This window comes from Halopseudomonas litoralis (genome assembly GCF_900105005.1).
Classification (GTDB): Bacteria; Pseudomonadota; Gammaproteobacteria; order Pseudomonadales; family Pseudomonadaceae; genus Halopseudomonas; species Halopseudomonas litoralis.
Genome location: NZ_LT629748.1, coordinates 1,136,488 through 1,156,796 on the forward strand (window position 1 = coordinate 1,136,488; position 20,309 = coordinate 1,156,796).

At 59.7% G+C, this 20,309-nt stretch carries 12 protein-coding genes; 5 read left to right on the forward strand and 7 right to left on the reverse strand.

The annotated features are described in order from the left end of the window. Positions 1-2 precede the first annotated feature (2 nt). The 3 genes from pepN to BLU11_RS05640 all read left to right on the forward strand — a co-directional run bounded on the left by pepN (position 3) and on the right by BLU11_RS05640 (position 6,753). A complete protein-coding gene (gene pepN / locus BLU11_RS05630; protein ID WP_090272448.1) occupies positions 3-2,654 on the forward strand; it encodes an aminopeptidase N in 2,652 nt (883 codons plus the stop codon). Positions 2,655-3,180: 526 nt separating this feature from the next. Then, complete coding sequence (locus BLU11_RS05635; protein ID WP_090272449.1) at positions 3,181-4,344, forward strand: WD40/YVTN/BNR-like repeat-containing protein; 1,164 nt, start codon at positions 3,181-3,183, stop codon at positions 4,342-4,344. Between the two features lie 57 nt (positions 4,345-4,401). Further along, the gene (locus tag BLU11_RS05640) at positions 4,402-6,753 is read left to right on the forward strand and encodes an efflux RND transporter permease subunit (protein ID WP_090272450.1); all 2,352 of its coding nucleotides are present in this window, start codon (positions 4,402-4,404) and stop codon (positions 6,751-6,753) included. Between the two features lie 166 nt (positions 6,754-6,919). Here BLU11_RS05640 and BLU11_RS05645 read toward each other — a convergent pair whose 3' ends face one another. From BLU11_RS05645 to BLU11_RS05675, 7 genes are all read right to left on the reverse strand, one after another. After that, entirely contained in the window at positions 6,920-7,858 is a 939-nt protein-coding gene (locus BLU11_RS05645; protein WP_090272451.1) for an IS110 family RNA-guided transposase, read from the reverse strand. A 371-nt stretch (positions 7,859-8,229) separates the two neighbouring features. Beyond that, entirely contained in the window at positions 8,230-9,891 is a 1,662-nt protein-coding gene (locus BLU11_RS05650) for a BatD family protein (RefSeq protein WP_090272452.1), read from the reverse strand. Beyond that, positions 9,888-11,687: a VWA domain-containing protein gene (locus tag BLU11_RS05655; protein WP_090272453.1), complete on the reverse strand. Its 1,800-nt coding sequence runs from the start codon at positions 11,685-11,687 to the stop codon at positions 9,888-9,890. The genes BLU11_RS05650 and BLU11_RS05655 overlap by 4 nt, the downstream gene beginning before the upstream one ends. Beyond that, complete coding sequence (locus BLU11_RS05660; protein ID WP_231702275.1) at positions 11,680-12,681, reverse strand: vWA domain-containing protein; 1,002 nt, start codon at positions 12,679-12,681, stop codon at positions 11,680-11,682. The genes BLU11_RS05655 and BLU11_RS05660 overlap by 8 nt, the downstream gene beginning before the upstream one ends. Further along, positions 12,671-13,135 (reverse strand): DUF4381 domain-containing protein, encoded by a 465-nt coding sequence (locus BLU11_RS05665; RefSeq protein ID WP_157718568.1) that lies wholly within the window; start codon positions 13,133-13,135, stop codon positions 12,671-12,673. The genes BLU11_RS05660 and BLU11_RS05665 overlap by 11 nt, the downstream gene beginning before the upstream one ends. Next, positions 13,135-14,067, reverse strand: coding sequence for a DUF58 domain-containing protein (locus BLU11_RS05670; protein WP_090272455.1), 933 nt, complete (start codon positions 14,065-14,067; stop codon positions 13,135-13,137). Before BLU11_RS05670 ends, BLU11_RS05665 begins: the two co-directional genes overlap by 1 nt. 18 nt (positions 14,068-14,085) lie before the next feature. Beyond that, entirely contained in the window at positions 14,086-15,045 is a 960-nt protein-coding gene (locus BLU11_RS05675; protein WP_090272456.1) for an AAA family ATPase, read from the reverse strand. Positions 15,046-15,173: 128 nt separating this feature from the next. On the opposite strand from BLU11_RS05675, the gene BLU11_RS05680 reads away from it, so the two are divergent. Further along, positions 15,174-20,057: an NAD-glutamate dehydrogenase gene (locus BLU11_RS05680; RefSeq protein WP_090272457.1), complete on the forward strand. Its 4,884-nt coding sequence runs from the start codon at positions 15,174-15,176 to the stop codon at positions 20,055-20,057. Beyond that, on the forward strand, positions 20,038-20,259 hold the full coding sequence (locus tag BLU11_RS05685) for a DUF2835 domain-containing protein (RefSeq protein ID WP_090276276.1): 222 nt from the start codon (positions 20,038-20,040) through the stop codon (positions 20,257-20,259). The genes BLU11_RS05680 and BLU11_RS05685 overlap by 20 nt, the downstream gene beginning before the upstream one ends. Positions 20,260-20,309: the final 50 nt, after the last annotated feature.

Genomic DNA, 20,309 nt, shown 5'->3' on the forward strand with positions numbered 1-20,309 from the left:
CCATGCGTACAGAACAACCCACGACCATCCACCTCACGGACTACAAGCAGCCCGACTATCTGATCGATGAAACCCACCTTACGTTCGAGTTGTTCGAAGATCATGCGTTGGTGCACAGTCGTCTGGCGATGCGCGTCAATGCTGACGGGGAGGGTGCGCTGCCACCGTTGGTGCTGCATGGTCAGGAGCTGATGCTGCAGAGCGTCAAGCTGGACGACCAGAGTCTGGCAGCGGATGCGTATCAGGTGGATGAAAACAGCCTGACCCTGCAGCCGGTGGCGCGCGAGTTCGAGTTGGCGATCACTACCCGGATCGAGCCGCAGAACAATACCGCGCTGGAAGGGCTGTACAAGTCCGGTGGCATGTTCTGTACCCAGTGCGAGGCCGAGGGCTTTCGCAAGATCACCTATTATCTGGACCGTCCGGATGTCATGAGTCGTTTCACCACCACGGTGATGGCGAAGCGTGACGCCTATCCGGTGCTGTTGTCCAACGGCAACCTGATCACCAGCGGCGAGCATGAGGGTGGTCGGCACTGGGCGACCTGGGAAGATCCTTTCCCCAAGCCGGCCTACCTGTTCGCCCTGGTAGCCGGCGATCTGTATCGCATCGATGACAGCTTCACCACCATGAGCGGGCGCGAGGTTGAGCTGCGCATCTATGTCGAGCCGGAAAACCGCGAGCAGTGCGGTCATGCCATGGACAGCCTCAAGCGCTCCATGCGCTGGGATGAGGACGTCTATGGCCGTGAATACGATCTGGATATCTTCATGATCGTTGCGGTGAACGACTTCAATATGGGCGCCATGGAAAACAAGGGGTTGAACATCTTCAACTCCAGTTGCGTACTGGCTCACCCGGATACCGCCACCGACGCGGCTTTTCAGCGGGTGGAGGCGGTGGTCGCCCATGAGTACTTTCACAACTGGTCGGGTAACCGCGTTACCTGTCGCGATTGGTTCCAGTTATCGCTGAAGGAAGGTTTCACGGTATTCCGTGATGCCGAGTTCAATGCCGACATGAATTCGCGTACGGTCAAGCGCATCGAAGACGTGACCTTTCTGCGGGCCAATCAGTTTGCCGAAGATGCCGGTCCCATGGCCCACCCGGTGCGGCCTGATTCCTTCATTGAAATCTCCAACTTCTACACCCTGACCATCTACGAGAAGGGCGCTGAGGTTGTGCGCATGCTGCATACCCTGTTGGGCGCCGAACGTTTTCGCAAGGGTACTGATCTGTACTTCGATCGCCACGACGGCCAGGCGGTGACCTGTGACGACTTCATCGCTGCGCTGGAAGACGCCAACGGCGTCGATTTTACCCAGTTCAAGCGCTGGTACAGCCAGGCCGGCACACCGGTGCTGCAGATCGACAGCCGCTATGATGCGGCCACCTCGACCTTCCAGTTATTGTGTCGGCAGAGCTGTCCAGCAACCCCCGGGCAGCCGGAAAAACAGCCCTTCGTGATCCCGATGCGCATGGCGTTGCTGGATGGCGAAGGTCGGGAAATGCCGCTGCAACTGGCCGGTGAAGACCAAGGCAGAGGCACCGAAACCGTGTTGGCGGTTACCGAGGCCGAACAGCTGTTCGTCTTTGAAAACGTAACCGAAGAGCCGTTGCCATCGCTGCTGCGCGAGTTCTCGGCGCCGGTGAAGCTGGTCTATCCCTATTCGCGGGACGATCGAGTGTTCCTGGCGATGCACGATCCGGACGGCTTCAACCGCTGGGAGGCGGCACAATCCCTGGCCGTGGATGTGCTGCAGGGGTTGATCCAGATCCATCAGGCAGGTCGGCCGCTGCTGTTGGATCAACGCTTGTTGGAAGTTCACCGTGCGGTATTGGAAGACACTGCGCTGGACGCTGCCATGGTGGCCGAGATTCTGCGTCTGCCATCTGAAGCCTATTTGATCGAGCTGGCTGAGGTGGCTGATGTCGACGCCATCCACCATGTGCGTGAGTGGGTGCGCAGGGAATTGGCGACGGGGTTGACCGAGGTCATGTGGACACGCTTCCGCCAGTTGGGAGACGACGGCAGTAGTTACAGCGCCGATGCCGAGTCCATGGCGCGGCGCAGTCTACGCAATACACTGCTCGGTTACCTGATGTTGACTGAATCGTCCGAGTCGCTCTCTGCATGTGTGCAGCAGTTTGTCGAAGCCGGCAACATGACCGACCGTCAGGCCGCGCTGGTGGCGCTGGTCAATTCGCCCCATGAACAGCAGAAGCAGGCAGCGCTGGACGAGTTCGCCCAGCGCTGGAGCGATTACCCGCTGGTCATGGATCAATGGTTCGGCATCCAGGCGAGCAGTCCGTTGCCGGGTGGCCTGGAACGCGTGCAGGCTCTGATGTCGCATGCGGCATTCAATATCCGCAACCCGAACAAGGTGCGGGCGGTCATTGGTGCCTTTGCCAATCAGAATCTGGCCAACTTCCATCGTGCAGATGGGGAGGGTTACCGCTTCGTGGCGGACCAGATCATCGAGCTGAACCGCCTCAACCCGCAGATTGCCTCGCGAATGCTTACGCCGCTCACCCGCTGGCGCAAGTTTGATGCGTCGCGCCAGGCGTTGATGAAGGCCGAGCTGACGCGCATTCTGGCATGTGAAGACCTGTCCGCTGATGTGTATGAGGTGGTGAGCAAGTCGTTGGCCTGATGCTGATTCTGCTGCACGACGAATGGCCGGCTGGCTGTTCGATGTGCAGCAGAATGAGACAAAGCCATGTTTTGTAGGTTATGGTGTCCTGATTACAAAAGATTACCGAGCAGGCATTGGTGAAGTGCCTGATTCGCCCTAATATAAATCACCCGACGATCCAGGGTGGCCAATAACAAAAGGGGTCTTGAATGCGTAATTTCCTGATGGATCAGGTTTGCGCGCTGTCTTGCGACAGTAATCCAGTCCGTTCCGGGGAAGCCAGTCTTCTTTCCTGTATTTGTTCATTCTGCGTCGTCCGATCGAATGCCGTGCATTCGGCCGCAGTGGTGCCATCCTGTATGACATTTCCGAAGAAAATACCGGTTATGGCGTCGATCTGCAGAGATCGATCCAGTCGCGCCATATCACCGACATGATTAACAAAAGATAACCAAGGTCAGTTGGCAGCGCTTGTCAAACCCCGATAGTATGCGGGAGACATGCCAATCGGCAGAGTGATCTATAAGAACAAAGGGGAAGGACTATGCACGAGCCAAATTCCTGGCGCGTTTCATCCTTTAGCCAGGCTGGTGCAGAACAGCCGGATAAAGGAATCACCACAGCACTGTCACGCAGGATCGTCATGGCGCTGGGTCTATCCGGCGCCTTGCTCGGCAGCGCCTCACTCGCTATGGCACAGGATATTGCCGGCGAGGATCTCAAGCCGGCGATCATTTCACTCAAATCCAGCAAGTCGCTGCTGCTTGATATCGAGCACGCAGGTGAGCGCCTGGTTGCTGTCGGTGCGCGTGGCCACATTGTCTATTCCGATGATCAGGGTGACAGCTGGCTGCAGGCTCCGGCCCCGACTCGCCAGCTCCTCACTGCGGTGGACTTCGTCGACGAGCGTAACGGCTGGGCAGTAGGTCACGACTCACTGGTTCTGCACAGCACCGATGGTGGTGAAAGTTGGACGGTGCAATACCGTGACCCGGAAATCGACGCGCCGGACGAGGGTTTTGGCTTCCTTGAAAAACCGCTTATGGATGTCTGGTTCCGCAACCGTCAGACCGGCTTTGCGGTCGGCGCCTATGGTATTTTCCTGCGTACCGACGATGGTGGCGAGACCTGGGAAGATGTTTCCTTTGATATCGACAATCCCGACGGCTTCCACTACAACGCGCTGACTGTCGTCCAGGATAGTGGTCTGTTCCTGGTAGGCGAGATGGGCACCATGTATCGTTCCGCCGATTTCGGGGATACCTGGGAAACCCTGACCGAGATGCCCTATGACGGTTCCTGGTTCGGCGTTTCCGGTACCGGTGAAGCGGGTGGCATATTGGCCTGGGGGTTGCGCGGCAACATGTACCGCTCCAGCGATTTTGGTGATAGCTGGGAGCGGGTCGAACTGATGACGCCCAACAATGGCCCTCTGGAAGGCACTCTGGCCGGTGGTCAGCTGGCCGCCGATGGTCGCCTGGTCGTGGTAGGGGTGGGCGGCGTGGTTGCCACCAGTGACGACGGCGGACGCAGCTTTGATGTGACTGTGCGCCCGGATCGGGTTGCTCTGGCGAGTGCTACCGGTTTGTCGGACGGGGGCATTCTGCTGGTTGGTCAGCGGGGGGTGGTAAAAGCTGATGAACAGGGGCTGTCGGCCGCTGGAAGCACCGCCCTTACCTTGCCGGAACCGGCCGATACCGAAGAATAAAACGCATAATTCAATCGACGATTTCTTACAAGAAGAATTAAAGCCAGGAGAATCTGGATGTCCAGACACCATCAGGAGACCGCTCCACTTGTGGAACGGGTCATTTTCAATAACCGACTGATCATGTTGCTGATCTTTGCTGCGCTGACCGTGTTCTTCGGTTTTCAGGCAGCGCAGGTCCGCCCAGTCACCAGCTTTGAGAAGATGATTCCTCTCGAGCATCCCTACATCATCAACATGCTCGAACATCAGAGCGACATGGGCAATCTGGGTAACTCCATCCGTATCGCAGTGGCGATCAAAGATGGTGATATCTTCTCTACCGAGTACATGGAAACGCTCAAGCGTATCAATGACGAGGTATTCTTCCTGCCCGGCGTAGACCGTGCCAACCTGCGTTCATTGTGGACGCCGAACGTGCGCTGGACCGAAGTGACCGAGTACGGTTTCGACGGTGGGCCGGTAGCCAGCCGCCCAGCCTACCTGAGCGCGGAAGATCTTGACGAACTGCGTACCAATATCCTCAAGTCCGGTGAGATCGGTCGATTGGTGGCGAATAACTTCAAATCCACCATCATCGATGTGCCGCTGCAGGGCTCCTATCCCAATCCGGAAAACCAGGCCGAGCAGATCAAGCTGGACTATGGCGAGTTCTCTCGCCTGCTGGAAGAGAAAATCCGCAGCGAGTTCCAGGACGAAAACCCCAATATCAGTATTCATATTGTCGGCTTTGCCAAGAAGGTCGGTGACCTGATCGACGGCATCATGAAGGTGGTGATGTTTTTCGGCGCTGCGCTGTTGATCACCTTCGTGCTGCTGCTGATCTTCACCCGCTGTCTGAAGAGCTCGCTTACCACCCTGGTATGTTCGGTCATTGCGGTGATCTGGCAGCTCGGTTTGCTGCATACCCTGGGTTTTGGTCTGGACCCCTATTCGATTCTGGTGCCGTTCCTGGTGTTCGCCATCGGTATCTCCCACGGGGTGCAGATCATCAACGCCATGGCAATCGAATATGCCGGGGCGGATGATGCCTATACCGCGGCCCGTCGCGCCTTCCGTTCGCTCTACGTTCCAGGGATTGTGGCACTGGTGTCGGACGGTGTCGGCTTCGTGACTTTGCTGTTGATCGAGATCGAAGTCATTCGTGAGTTGGGTATTGCCGCGTCCGTCGGTGTGGCTGTGATCATTCTGACCAACCTGATGCTTCTGCCGATCCTGATGTCCTTCATCGGTATCAGCAAGCGTGCGGTAGAGCGCAATCGGGATCTGGCTTCACGTCCGCAGAAATTGTGGCAGTTCATCTCCGGTTTTGCCCATCCTGCGGTTGCACCGATCTCCGTGGTGCTGGCGATTCTGGCTTTCGGCTTCGGTATCTATTACGGCAAGAATGTCGAGATCGGTGATCTGGACCCGGGTGCGCCGGAGTTGCGTGCGGATTCGCGCTACAACCTGGATAACGAGTTCATCATCAGCAACTACTCGACCAGCTCCGATGTATTGGTGGTCATGGTCAGCACGCCGCCGGAAATGTGCTCGGCCTACGAAACCATGGAAGCCATCGACCAACTGGAGTGGCGCATGAGCAACCTGGCGGGCGTGCAATCCGCTGTGTCGCTGGTGACTGTGGCCAAGCAGGTAATCATGGGCAACAACGAGGGCAGCCTGAAATGGCAGGCGCTGTCGCGGAACCAGGACAACCTGAATACGGCGATCAGCCGGGCGCCGGATGGCATGTTCAACGCCAGTTGCTCGCTTGCTCCGGTGATGATCTTCCTCAACGACCACAAGGCCGACACCCTGAGCCGGGCGACTGCGGCGGTTGAAGAGTTTGCCGAGGAATACAACACCGACAACATCACCTTCAAGCTGGCTGCCGGTAATGCCGGGATTGAAGCTGCGACCAACGTGGTGATCGAGAAGTCCCAGCTGAAGATGCTGCTGACCGTGTATGCGGTGGTTATCCTGATGTGTCTGATAACCTTCCGCTCGATCCGTGCGGTGCTCTGTATCATCATCCCGCTGGCCTTGACCTCGGTATTGGCCAACGCACTGATGGCCTTCCTCGGCATTGGCGTGAAGGTGGCAACCTTGCCGGTTATCGCTTTGGGTGTGGGTATCGGGGTCGACTACGGGATCTATATCTACAGCCGACTGGAGACCTACCTGCGTCAGGGCATGCCACTGCAGGAAGCCTACTATGAAACCCTGAAGACGACGGGCAAGGCAGTGACCTTCACTGGCTTCACCCTGGCCATCGGGGTGGCAACCTGGATCTTCTCGGCGATCAAGTTCCAGGCTGATATGGGTATTCTGTTGACCTTCATGTTCCTGTGGAACATGTTCGGTGCCCTCTGGCTGTTGCCAGCCCTGGCGCGCTTCCTGCTGCGCCCGGAGAAAATGCGCAGCTGAAGGCTGTAACGCAAGACCAAAGGCCGCCCGGGAAACCGCGCGGCCTTTTTGGTTTGAGGGGGAGGGGTAGACGTCTGCACGGCGGTGGGATGGGACGCGGAGCGTCCCGACAGGCATTCCCACGCTGGAGCGTGGGAGATTCTATGGTTCATGCCAACCCCTTTTATCAGGTTTTGGGCCGATAAACCGTTTGATTCTGCATCAAGGCAAAGGCAATGCGCGCCAACTTTCTTGCCAGCTTGATCAGCGCCTGGATGGGCTTGAGTCCCTGTGATAGATAGGTCTCGTATAACGCCTTCCAGGCAGCGGTTTTACGGGCAGCCATAGCCGCGTTGTAGAGCAGGCGGCGTAATTCCGGGTCGCCTTTCTTGGTGAGTTTTCGTCGGCCTGCCTGCTTGCCAGAGTCTCGGACTTTGACATCCATCCCCAGGTAAGCGATGAAGGCGTCACTGCTCTTGAAGCGACCTCGGTGGAAGGTGTTGGCGAGTGCCATTGAGCTCAGCTCGCCAATGCCTTCGATGTCCATGCAGCGTTTTGCATCTGCGTCCCAGCCTACGTCTGCCAAGGCCTGCTTCAGGCGCTGGGTAATCAGCAGCTCAACGCGACGGATATGGGTATCCAGCTGTTTGCTCGCCTGCTTCAACTCAGGTACATCCTGCAAGCTCTGGCTCAACGCTACTCGGGTATGAACCAGCGAGGCTCGACGGCGCATCAGGCTTTGGATGCGGTAAAACGCATCATGGGCAGGGATCCAAGGCTTGAGCTCCTCAAGCTCGTTGCTCAAATAACGCAGGGTCAGTCTGGCATCAGACGGGTCGGTCTTGGCCCGGGTACCTACCCCATCGCGGTAACGGCTGAGCCGATAACCATCCAGTAAGTAGAGCGGGTGTGCTGCTGCATGAGCCAGCGTGGCCAGTTGCCGATGATAAATTCCGGTGGCTTCCAGCGCGATCCTTGAGCCCTGCGGCAACGACTTCAACCAGCGCTTAATAGCGCTGGGGGAGTTGTTGATCGTGTCGATCTGAGGGGCGTCACTGCGAGCGATCACCAGCTCCGCCTTGCTGACATCGATACCCACCAGGATAGATTCAACAGATTTTGTCATGGCGCGTCCTCCAAGCTAAAGTAGTCTTTGACTTGTCAGGGCTCACCAGACGCTGGCTTGCGACGTATCGTCGGTCTGAGCGGCTTGGCTCTGCCGATGGATTCTCTATTGGCGTTTATGGTGAGGGTGGGGCGAAATCTCCCACAGTCCGTGCCGAAAGGCCGGAAAACGATTGAGCCCCTCCACCCTGACAGGTCCATTTTGGACCTGCAGATGAACCATACAAACGATCGAAGTGGCGGGCAGGCGGTGGGTTATCAGGGCGCGCGGCTTTTCTAACTTGGGGTGGCAGCTGGATGTGGAGTTAGCCGATGGCTCCCATGCTCTGCGTGGGAGCCCGCGCCGCAGATGTTCTGCGTCCGGGTTGGCTCTTAGACTTCCGGATACAACCCTTCGGGTTTCGCCGTCTGTTGTTCTTCTGCTTCACGGCGGCGGCTCTGGATGACCATGCGTACGGCGCGCCATAATGGTTTGCCGCGCCAGGTGTGGTGGGCGCGGCCGAACAGGCAGGCGTTGAGGTCGTCGAGTGCTTCTTCCAGCTCCAGATAGTTGTGCGCAAGCCCAATCAGGCCTTCGGTGTGCTGTTGGCGGGCCCAGGTCTCCAGGGCCTTGCGCGCTTCCGCTGGTTGGTTGGTGCGACAGGCAGCCTGCAGGTCGGCCAGGGGGTTGTCCTGGGTTGCATCATCCAGATCTTCTTCGGCTTCTGGCAGGCTGTATTCGGCCAAGATGTGATGGGCAAGGCGCAGGTAATACAGACTTGCCGCCAGGGCCGACAGCAGCAGCGCGGTTGCCAGCTGCCAAGGCCAGAGCAGGGTGGGTTCGCTTGTCTGGAAATTCAGAGGCTCACTTACCTCGGGGTAATCTCCACTGCGACTGAAGTTCAGGGTTACCGCGTCAAGCGTGCTGACTTCCAGCTGATCTTCAGCCGTATTCCACCAGTGGACCACCACCTGCGGCAGACTATATGAACCTTCCTGCAGCGCGACCAGGGCAGCGCTGTCATGCCGCGCGCTGTGTATTCCGCTGTCATTGATGCGGCTTTCCAGACGCGGTTGATCGGCGTATTGGCGCAGCTCGCTGTCGGCGTCGCCCGGCAGGCTCTGCAGTACGGGCAATTGGCTGGCATTCAGACCGTCGGCTTCCAGAATCAGCGTGCGGGTAAGGGGTTCGCCGCTGAGCAGATCGATACCGGGGTCGGGTTGCCAGGTCTGGCTCAGGCTCAGCGCCGAGGTGGGTATCCAAGGCACCCCGGCGGGGTAGCTGTCTGGTACGGGTTTCACCTGCAGGGTAATGCTTGGTGAGCGTACCTGGATGAGTTTTCCGGTGCGGGCGGAGAAACGCTGTGTACCATCGGTTGGCTGGAGCGTGGTGGCGCTGAACAGTTGCGAAGGTATCTCCAGCTCACCGCTCTGCTGGGCGAAGATGGCGTAGCGCATCTCGATCACGCCGTGACGTACTCCGTTCATCAGACGTTCGAAATGACGCGGCGGGCCGAGGCTTTCCACTCGGGCGTGGGGGATATCCAGGCCGCTGAGGACTGAGTCGTCGAACAACGATACCGAATGATAGATCCGCAGAGTCAGCAAGACCTGGGCCTGGACATAGGGCGTTTCGATATCCACTTCGCTGTCGATGAACACCGGTGCCAGCTGGGTGCGGCTGTCATTGGCGGCCTGTGCTGCCGATAGCACCTGCAGGCTGATTGGCTGGCTCGCCGAGGTGCCCAGGTTGAGCGGTGGAATGACCACGAAACCGGTTCGCTGTGGCAGCAGCCTGACTACCCAGCGGGTCACTGGCGTGGTCTTGCCATCGATCTGGCTGACCAGGCTCAACTGGCGGGTGCGCTGTACCTCGAAGTGCTCCTGCAATGGACTCAGATCCAACTCGCTCAGACGGCTGGCCGAGGGCGTTTCCAAGGTGAGTTCCAGGGCTTCGCCTTCGACCAGCCGGGTGCGGTCAACGCTGGCCTCGAGCGTGGCGTGCGCCAGCTGGCTGAAGATGATCGTCAGGCAAAGGGTTATCAATCTGATCATCGCGGCGACTCCTGTTGCTGCAGATGTTGGTATAGAAACTTGCGCCGCAACAATTCAGCCGGATCGTCCGGAATATCCCTCAGCCATTGTTGCAGTGCCTGTTGTTGTTCGAGAGCGGCGCGATGTTCGCTGCGGCTTCCATGGTCTTGATTCCCGGTCGTGCTGTTGCCGGCAGACTGCTCGTCTGTGGCAGCCCTGTTGAGGTCAGTTGATGGCGGACTTGTGGTTGCACCCGTTGTCGCGGGGCCTGAGGGGCCGGATACCTCACTGTCGGTACCCGGCGTTTCGCCATTGCTGCCCGGCGAGGTTCTCGCAGCAGATGAGCTGTTGCTGCCGTTGCCGTTGCTGCTTGAGGAAGACTGTTGAGCAGTGTCACTGCCGGGGCTGGCGTCGTTGCTATCAGTTTGCTGGTCTTCCTGCTGCTGGCGCAATTTCTTCAGTAACGCTTCGACAACGCCTCGGTTATGACGCGCAGCGCCATGCTCGGGCGCACGGGTGAGAGCCTGTTCGTAGGCTTCCAGCGCCAGCTGGTATTGTCCAGCCATGGCCTGGGCGGTGCCGAGGTTGAAATGATGTTGCGGATTGTCGGGCTCGGTAGCGGCCAGTTGCGTCCAGGCCTCGGCGGCCTGTTGATAGTCACCTGCCTGATATAGCGCCCAGGCGCGCCAGGCAGGATCAACAAAATGCTCGGCTGCGGCAGCGGGTTGCTGTTGCTCCAGCAGCTGCATGGCCTGCTGGTCCGGGCGAAGCCATAGATCGGCCCAACTGAAGGCCTGAGCCGGTGGTGGCAGCAACGCGGCAATCAGCAGCACGCCCAGCCAACCGCGGCGTGCGCCGAGTGCCGCCAAGGGTAACAGCAATAGCACCAGCCAGTGGCCCTGGTCCACCGGTAGCCGACGTTCGCTGGCGTCGCTGCTGACATCAACGCTGGGACGCAGCACCAGGTAGTCCAGATCCCGATTGCTGATGGTGATGCCGTGATAGCGGCTGCCGTGCTGCCGCGCCACCGTGGCCAGTTGCTGGGTATTGAGCCGGGGCAGCAGAATGCGGCCTTCGGCGTCGCGCATGAAACCGCCTTCGGCCAGGGGGACCGGGGCGCCGGCGGCGGTGCCGATCCCGAGAATCGCCAGTTGCGCCCCGAGCTCCTGCGCCTGTCTGGCCAGTGCGTCGCGTTCCGTGGTGTCGAGTCCGCTGGTCAACAATAATACCTGGGAACTGCGCTGGGGCTGGTCCGCGAGCATCTGCCCAGCCAGGCTCAGGGCCTGCTCCACGTTCTGCCCATCGGCCGGCATGATGTCCGGTTCCAGTGCCGCCAGCAGACTGCTCATGGTATTGCGGTCCTGGCTCAGAGGTGTCACCCGGTGAGCGCTGCCGGCGAAGGCGATCAATGCCAGCTGAGTGTCCGGGTAATCCTGCATCACCGTGCGGATCTTGTGTTTGGCGCGTTGCAGGCGGTTGGGCGCAAGATCGTCGGAGAGCATGTTGCGCGAGACATCGAGCACGATGACCAGCGCGCTTTCCGACAGCCGCCGGGGTTCGCCGACACTGTTTACCACAGGCCCGGCCAGAGCCAGTACAGCCAGCGTCCAGGTCAGCCCGAGGGCGGTGAAGCGCAGCGCATGACTACCGCCGGGATGCTGCTGCAACAACCAGCCATGCAACTGGGCGGGTAATAGCTGCTCCCAGCCGGAGCGGCGCCAGCCGCGTTGATAGAGGAGCACCAGCAGGAAAGCCGCCGGCAGCAGGGCCAACAGCCACAACGGGCGCGCGAAGGAGAAGCCGAAGAGCTCAGACATGGCGGCCCCTCCGCAGGACGACGCTGCCCGACAGCATCAGGCTCAATGTCAGCGCCAGACCCAGCGGCCAGGGATACAGCGGCGTTGTCTGACGGTCGGGCAGGCCGTCGCGCAAAGCGGGTTCCAGCTCGTCCAGGCGCTGATAGATGGCCTGCAGATCCGCCTCGTTACGTGCACGAAAATAGCTGCCGTCGGTGATCAGGGCAATTTCCTTCAGACTGCCCTCATCCAGCTCGATGGAGGGATCGAACTGCAATCCCCACAGGCTGGCAGTGGTGTTGTCCTGCGTCTGGGTATCAGCACCGACACCTATGCTGAAAATGCGTATGCCGTGCTCGGCGGCCAGCCGGGCTGCGCGCAGCGGGCTGACATTGCCGGCGGTATTGGCGCCGTCGGTAATCAGGATCAGCACCCGGCTCGATGCGGGTTCATCCAGCAGCCGCTTGACCGCCAGGCCGATGGCATCGCCGATGGCGGTTTCCCGGCCGGCGAGACCGATGAAGCTTTCTTCCAACCATTCGCTGACCGCTTGCCGGTCATGGGTGAGCGGTGCCTGCACATAGGCCTGGCTTCCGAACAGAATCAGCCCCAGCCGGTCACCGTGGCGACGATCAACAAACTCGCCAAGCAGATGCTTGACCAGTACCAGTCGATTGACCTCTTCGCCATCCAGCTGCATGTCTCGAAACTCCATGCTGCCGGACAGATCCAGCGCCAGCATCATGTCCCGACCGGTGACCGGTGTCGGCAGCGTTTCACCGAGCAGCTCGGGGCGGGCAGCGGCGCTGACCAGCAGCACCCAGACCACCAGATAAGGCCATTTGCGTCCCGGACTGCTGTGCTGCGCAGAGAGTGGCCGCAGTGCTTCCAGACGCTGCATGAAGCTGACCTGCAATGCGGCTGAACGGGTCTCGGCGGCGGGTAGCCAGCGCCGGTAAAGCCAGGGCAGCGGCAGCAGTAGAAAGCACAGGGGCCAGTGGAATTCAAACATCATCGTGGCGCATCCAGCGTCGCAGCTCGGTGAGCAAAGCCTGGCGCTGCGCCTGAGTCAGTTCGACATCCGGCCGATATAAGTCGGCAGCCAGAGGCTGCAGGATGTCGCGGCGAGCCTTGGGCGAACGGCTGCACAGAAAGTCGAGCCAGGCTTCACCGAACAGGCGCGTGGCCGCCTCGTCACCGCGCAGCTTCAGCCGTTGTTTGATGCTGATATTGATGGCTGCCAACCATTGGGCGTCCGGCAGCGCTGCCGGCACGTCGGCCAGCATCTGTCGGGTGCGGCGATTCAACCGCCGTTTCCGGCGCCGTGCATAGCGCAGCAGCCAGGGCAGTAATAGCATGACAAGTAGCAGAGCGCAGCCGAGCACCCACCAGCCGGGCGCTGGGGGCCACCACGAGATCGCCGGCGGGGAGGCGGGATGAGTCAGCTGGGCGTACAGTGATTCTTCCATCAGTGACGCCTCCGTGCATGCGTGCTCAGCAGCAGGCGGAGCTGTTCGATAGGCGGGCGACTGGTATCCAGCGGTTGCAGGCCGCAGCGCAATCGAGTGGCAAGTTGTTGCCATGCTTGCTGGCGAGTCAGGAACTGTGTGGCCCAGGCCTCACGCAGTGCGGTGTCGGTGGTGTTCAGCGTCAGGCGCTGGTGATCCTGCACGAACTCAAGGGCCGGGCTGCTGGGCAGGCTAGCCTCCAGAGGATCGAATATCGGCAGCAGGACCAGATCATTGTGCGCGCCCAGCGCATTCAACAGGGGCTGGCTCAGACCGTCAATGGCAGAGTGGTCACACAACAGATAAAGGATGCTGCCGGGACGAATGACTTCGCGACTGTGGCGTAACGCCAGGTTGAGCGGTTCGTCGGTCATGGCTGCCGGGGCGCCGGGCTGTAATGCATGATTGCCGCTGAGCAGGCGATTAAGCAGTTGCAGAATTGCCTGGCGGCTGCGGCGCGGGCGAATTTCATGGCACTGTTCGGCATCGAACACCATGCCGCCGATGCGATCATTGTGAGCCAGCGCCATCCAGGCAATCAGGGCACAGGCTTCAGCCGCCAGTACCGATTTGAAGCACCTCTGAGTGCCGAAGAACATCCGGCTGCTCTGCTCGCAGAGAACGAATATCGGCCGCTCGCGCTCTTCATTAAATACCTTGGTATGAGCCTTGCGGGTGCGTGCGGTCACCCGCCAGTCGATATTGCGGATGTCATCACCGGGCTGGTACAGACGCACCTGATCGAAATCGATACCGCGTCCACGCAATCGAGAAAACTGTCGGCCGGTCTGACGTCCGGCATGCATGGGACGGCCAGACAGTGGCAGTTCACGGCAATGACGGCGCGCCTCCAGCAACGCATCGAGGGTGATATAGGCAGCGGAATCGGTCATGGTCTGGGGCCGCGGGTCCTAGACCACTGCAACGGATTCAACCAGCAGAGTAATGGCCCGGTCGGCGTCGATACCGGCTGCTTCGGCCTCGAAGCTGAGCATCAGCCTATGCCGCAATACATCATGCACTATGGCCTGGACATCCTCCGGGCTGACGAAGTCGCGACCGGCCAGCCAGGCGTGGGCACGGGCGCAGCGGTCCAGTGCTATGGTGCCGCGCGGGCTGGCACCCAGTTGAATCCATTCGGCCAATTGCGGGTTGTACAGCTCGGGTCGGCGGGTCGCCATGATCAGTTGGATCAGGTATTCCTCCACCGCATCGGCCATGAACAAGCCGAGCACTTCCTGGCGAGCAGCAAGAATCGACTCCTGGCTGACCCGCTCGGCAACGCGCGGCTCGAAGCCTTTGGCTTCGCCACGGGCCAGCTGCAGGATCTGCCGTTCCAGTGCGGCATCGGGAAAGCCGATGCGCACATGCATCAGGAAACGATCCAGCTGCGCTTCCGGAAGCGGATAGGTGCCTTCCTGTTCGATGGGGTTCTGCGTGGCCATGACCATGAACAGCTCCGGCAACGGCCAGGTCTCCCGGCCAATACTCACCTGCTGCTCGGCCATGGCTTCGAGCAGGGCGGATTGTACCTTGGCCGGTGCGCGGTTGATCTCGTCGGCCAGGACCAGATGATGAAAGATCGGTCCCTGCTGAAAGCTGAAGCTGGCGGTTTCCGGGCGGTAGATTTCGGTACCGGTGATGTCCGCCGGGAGCAGGTCGGGGGTGAACTGGATACGATGAAAGTCCGCCTCGATGCCCTCGGAAAGCACCTTGATCGCCTTGGTCTTGGCCAGCCCGGGAGCACCTTCGACCAACACATGACCACCAGCGAGCAGACAGATCAACATACGGTCGATCAGTTGTTCCTGGCCGAATATCTGCTGAGCCATGAAGGTTTTCAGCTGGAGCAGTGACTCGCGATGGGACATGGTGACGGAGTTCCTTGGGTGACCGAATCTTCCTGTGGTGATTGCCACTTTACCGAAAAGCCTGTGGTCTAGACTAGGGGTTGTTGAGGATGCTGATCAGAACGCTTGTCCAACCGGGTGGAGGTTTCATGGCTTTTATTGTTGCCAGCGACAGGAACGAATTCCTGCAGATTATTCAGCAGCGTCTGCAGACACTGGTGGAGCCGGCAGACGCTGCTGATATTGCGCTGTTCGCGGAGCATTTCTTCAGTATTGCCACACTCGACGAGTTGCTTACCCGGCAGGATACCGACTTGCTGGGGTCAGTTCTGTCATTCTGGCATATGCTGCAGCATTTTGATCAGCCCACTGGCAACATCCGGGTGTTCAATCCACAGGTGCAGGGGCATGGCTGGCAGTCCGCGCATACGGTAGTGCAGTTGCTGCATGTTGACTCGCCATTTCTGGTGGATTCGGTGCGTATCGAGTTGAACCGCCAGGGATGTGCCATCCACATGCTGCAGAACAGCCTTTTCAAGGTTGCTCGGGATGCGGATGGCCAACTGCAGGCCTTGCATCCGGCCAGCGCCGATGGCGAAGGGCTGCGCGCCGAGTCGGTGATGCATATCGAAGTTGATCGGCGCGCCGCACCGGCCGAACTCAAGGCACTGCAAGACGGTCTGCAGGAGGCGTTGCTGCATGTCGAGACGGCCGTCAGTGCTTTCGAACCCATGCAGCGACAAGCTCGGGAGCTGATCGTTCGGTTGCAGGGTAGCGGGTTCGACTGGTTCGATGATGATACGCGGCAAGAGGCGGCAGCTTTTCTCGATTGGCTGTTGGAGCATTTCACTTTCCTGGGCTATACCCGATTTGCCATTCGCGATGGGGGGCGGGAGGGCCGCCTCGGAATACAGCCGGATCACAGTCTCGGTATCGCCGCACTGGAGCCGCCGGAAGACAATATCGAGGGTCTGCCGGCCTCGGTGCTGGACTATCTGCATTCGCCATTACTGGTGTCATTCGCCAAGGGTGCGCAGAACAGCCGGGTGCACCGGCCGGCGTACCCGGATTACGTGTCGATACGCGAAGTGAATGCCGAAGGAGAGGTGATTCTGGAGCATCGGTTCGCCGGGCTGTACACCTCGCGGGTCTACAGCGCGGATGTGCGCAATATTCCCTGGCTGCGCCGCAAGGTGGACGGAGTGCGGCGTGAGTCTGGCTTTGAAGCGCATAGTCATCTGGGCAAGGAGTTGAACCAGGTGTTGCAGATACTTCCGCGCGATGACCTGTTCCAGATGTCGCAGCAGCAGCTCAGTGACACAGCCATGGGGATTGTGCAGATACAGGAACGCGCGCAGATCCGGATATTCCTGCGCCGCGGCAATTATGCGCAGTTCTATTACTGCCTTGCCTATGTCCCGCGGGATATCTATTCCACCGCCATTCGCCGGCAGATCCAGCAGGTGTTGATGGCGCGTCTTGAGGCGTCCGCCAGTGAGTTCTGGACGTACTTCTCCGAATCACCGCTGGCCCGCGTGCAGTTCATACTGAGCGTGGACCCGCGACGCAATCTGGAAATTGACCACGTGAAAATTGAACAGGATGTGATACAGGCTTGCCGCAGCTGGGACGACGATTACGCTGAGCAGTTGCGGGACAGACTGGGTGAGGCTGCCGCCATCGAGGCACTGGCGCGCTTTGGTACTGAATTTCCACCCGGTTACAGCAAGCGCTTCAATCCGGCCACCGGCGTGGTTGATATTCAGCATCTGCTCGCGCTCGACAGTGAAAACCCGCTGGCGATGAGCTTTTATCAGCCGCTGGAGCGTAAAGCCGGTGAATTGCATTGCAAGTTGTATCATCTGGGCGGGCCGCTGCCACTGTCGGATGTAATGCCGGTATTGGACAATCTCGGTTTGCGGGTGCTCGGTGAGTTTCCCTTCCAGATTCGCCTGCAGGATGGGCAAAGCTATTGGATTCACGACTTCGTGTTCAGCTCGACGCTGGACCCGAGCATGGACATCGAAGACGTCAATCAACTGTTTCGTGAGGCCTTTTCCGCAATCTGGAACGGGCAAGCGGAGAACGACGGCTTCAACCGACTGATTCTGCTGGCGGGTATTCAGTGGCGCGAGGTTGCTCTGTTGCGGGCTTTTGCCCGCTATATCAAACAGATTCGCATGGGCTTCGAGCTACCTTATATCGCCGGGACCCTGATCAATCATGCGCCGATTGCCCGGGAGCTGGTGAGGCTGTTCAAGACCCGTTTTCTGCTGGCCCGCAAAGCCTCGGCCAACGAGCTTGAAGACAGGCTGGAACAGGCCATCACCGGGGCGTTGGAGGGGGTGGCGGTACTCAACGAGGACCGCATCCTGCGCCGCTTTCTGGCGTTGATCAAGGCGACCGTGCGGACCAACTTCTATCAATCCGATGCGCAGGGTGAGCCCAAGAACTACATCAGTCTGAAGTTCGATCCGTCAGGTATTCCGGAGCTGCCGTTGCCGCGGCCGATGTATGAGATTTTCGTCTATTCCCCGCGCGTCGAGGGTGTGCACCTGCGCGGTGGCAAGGTGGCTCGTGGTGGGCTGCGCTGGTCCGACCGCGAGGAAGACTACCGTACCGAGGTACTCGGGCTGGTAAAGGCACAGCAGGTCAAGAACGCGGTCATCGTGCCGGTCGGAGCCAAGGGTGGCTTTGTACCCCGACGGCTGCCCGTCGGCGCCGATCGAGACGAGATACAGCAGGAGGCCATTGCCTGTTACCGGATCTTCATCCAGGGACTGCTGGATCTCACTGATAATCTGGTGGACGGTCAGGTAGTGCCGCCTCAGCAGGTCATTCGTCACGATGGCGACGACTATTACATGGTCGTGGCGGCGGACAAAGGGACGGCCAGTTTTTCCGATATCGCCAATGGCATCGCCGCCGACTACGGCTTCTGGATGGGAGACGCATTTGCCTCGGGCGGTTCGGCCGGATACGACCACAAGGCCATGGGCATTACCGCTCGGGGGGCGTGGATTTCGGTGCAGCGGCATTTCCGCGAACTGGGTATCAATGTGCAGCAGGACCCGATCACGGTGATAGGTATCGGTGACATGAGCGGGGATGTGTTCGGCAATGGCCTGCTGCGTTCACGCTCGGTGAAACTGCTGGCTGCCTTCAACCATCTGAATATTTTCATCGACCCCGATCCGGACCCCGAGCGCAGCTTCGAGGAACGCCAGCGTCTCTACGACCTGCCGCGCTCCAGCTGGACGGATTATGACCCGGAGTTGATATCGGCGGGCGGTGGCGTATTCCCGCGCAGTCTCAAGCAGATCAGGCTGACGCCGGAAATGAAGGAGGTCTTCGATATCAGCGAAGACCAGCTCACACCGGCGGAACTGATCAATCGTCTGCTGCAGGCGCCGGTGGACCTGCTGTGGAATGGTGGCATCGGTACCTATATCAAGGCGTCAACGGAAAGCCATGCCGACGTGGGTGACAAGGCCAATGATGCGGTACGGGTGGATGGCTGCGAGTTGCGCTGCAAGGTGATCGGCGAGGGCGGCAACCTCGGTGTGACCCAGCTGGGACGGATCGAGTATTGCCTGAATGGCGGCGCAGCCAATACCGACTTCATCGACAACGCCGGCGGGGTCGATTGCTCCGACCACGAAGTCAATATCAAGATCCTGCTGAACGAAGTCGTGGCGGCAGGGGATATGACCGGCAAACAGCGCAACCAGTTGCTGGCGGACATGACCGAGGCCGTGGCCGGGCTGGTGCTGTCCAACAATTATCAGCAGACCCAGGCGATCAGTCTGGCCCAGGGTCAGGCTACGCGCGCAATGGCGGAGTATCGGCGCTTCATCAGCGCCATGGAGTCCAGCGGTAAGCTCAATCGTGCGCTGGAGTTTCTACCAGAGGACGACCAGTTGGCCGACCGTGCAGCCAAGGGGACGGGGCTGACGCGGCCGGAGTTGTCGGTGTTGATCTCCTATTCCAAAGCGGACCTGAAAGAGCGACTGGCTGCATCCGAGGTGCCGGAGGATACCTGGCTGGCCCGCGAAATGGCCACGGCCTTCCCGCCGCAACTGGTGCGTGAGCATACTGCGGCGCTTGCCGGACATCGGCTGCGGCGCGAAATCATCGCCACGCAGTTGGCCAACAACCTGGTCAACCATATGGGAATCACATTCCTGCGACGCATGGAGCAATCAACGGGCGCCAGTGCTGGGCGGATTGTTGCAGCCTATGTGGTGGCGCGGGATGTATTCCGGTTGATGGAACAGTTTGACAGCATCGCCAAGCTGGATTATCAATTGCCGGCGGCGGTGCAGATCGAACTGATGGATGAGCTGATGCGCCTGGCGCGCCGGGCCACGCGCTGGTTCCTTCGCCGCCGCGGACCGGGCGGAAGTCCGGAGGAGCAGATGCAGACCGCAGCCCTGGTGGCGCATTTTGCGCCGCAGATCCAGGCGCTTGATGAGCACTTCGATGAGATGCTCGAGGGTTCCGTGCGTCAGCTTTGGGAGTCGCGCGTCGAGCACTATACTGCCGCCGATGTTCCGGTACCTATCGCCCGTCTGGTGGCGGGGGCTGCCCATTTCTATACCATGCTCGGGGTGATCGATGCGGCAGATGTCACCGGGCAACCCGCACAGCGGGTTGCTCAGGTATTCTTCGCGCTGGGCAGTGAATTGCAGATCACCTGGTTCGCCAATCAGATCAATGCGCTACCGGTGGATTCTCATTGGCAGGCGCTGGCCAGAGAGGCCTATCGTGATGAACTGGAAAATCAGCTTGGCTACATGACCATATCGGTTCTGCAGACGAGCGACCGGGACCAGCCGGTGGATGAATTGTTGTCCAGCTGGTTGGACCATAACCGGTTGTTGGTGCAGCGTTGGCAATTGTTGTTGACCGAATTGAGAAGCACGGGGCAGAACGATTATCCGATGATCGCTGTGGCCATGCGCGAACTGACCGACCTCGCTGGCAATGCCCGGCAGGCAACGATGGAGAATCATGCAGGAACTGATCATTGATCTGACATTGCCCGCTGAGCGCTACCTGGCCTGGTATCGGGGTCAGGCCGGCCGGGTGATGATGCACAGCCGGGATGGCCGCCGGGTCAGCCTCCCGGCCCATCATCTGCGGCCCTTTCTGACGCACATGGGGGTGTATGGCAGCTTCGTTATGCGCTTTACTGCCGAGGGCAAACTGGTATCTCTGGAGCGGCTGGAATAGTCCGTAATAGCGTGATTTGGACGTTAAATAACAGTCATAAAACGGTATAC

Coding starts and splice junctions, on each gene's coding strand:
- pepN (WP_090272448.1), top strand. CDS start 3: ATGCGTACAGAACAACCCACGACCATCCACCTCACGGACTACAAGCAG.
- BLU11_RS05635 (WP_090272449.1), top strand. CDS start 3,181: ATGCACGAGCCAAATTCCTGGCGCGTTTCATCCTTTAGCCAGGCTGGT.
- BLU11_RS05640 (WP_090272450.1), top strand. CDS start 4,402: ATGTCCAGACACCATCAGGAGACCGCTCCACTTGTGGAACGGGTCATT.
- BLU11_RS05645 (WP_090272451.1), bottom strand. CDS start 7,858: ATGACAAAATCTGTTGAATCTATCCTGGTGGGTATCGATGTCAGCAAG.
- BLU11_RS05650 (WP_090272452.1), bottom strand. CDS start 9,891: ATGATCAGATTGATAACCCTTTGCCTGACGATCATCTTCAGCCAGCTG.
- BLU11_RS05655 (WP_090272453.1), bottom strand. CDS start 11,687: ATGTCTGAGCTCTTCGGCTTCTCCTTCGCGCGCCCGTTGTGGCTGTTG.
- BLU11_RS05660 (WP_231702275.1), bottom strand. CDS start 12,681: ATGATGTTTGAATTCCACTGGCCCCTGTGCTTTCTACTGCTGCCGCTG.
- BLU11_RS05665 (WP_157718568.1), bottom strand. CDS start 13,135: ATGGAAGAATCACTGTACGCCCAGCTGACTCATCCCGCCTCCCCGCCG.
- BLU11_RS05670 (WP_090272455.1), bottom strand. CDS start 14,067: ATGACCGATTCCGCTGCCTATATCACCCTCGATGCGTTGCTGGAGGCG.
- BLU11_RS05675 (WP_090272456.1), bottom strand. CDS start 15,045: ATGTCCCATCGCGAGTCACTGCTCCAGCTGAAAACCTTCATGGCTCAG.
- BLU11_RS05680 (WP_090272457.1), top strand. CDS start 15,174: ATGGCTTTTATTGTTGCCAGCGACAGGAACGAATTCCTGCAGATTATT.
- BLU11_RS05685 (WP_090276276.1), top strand. CDS start 20,038: ATGCAGGAACTGATCATTGATCTGACATTGCCCGCTGAGCGCTACCTG.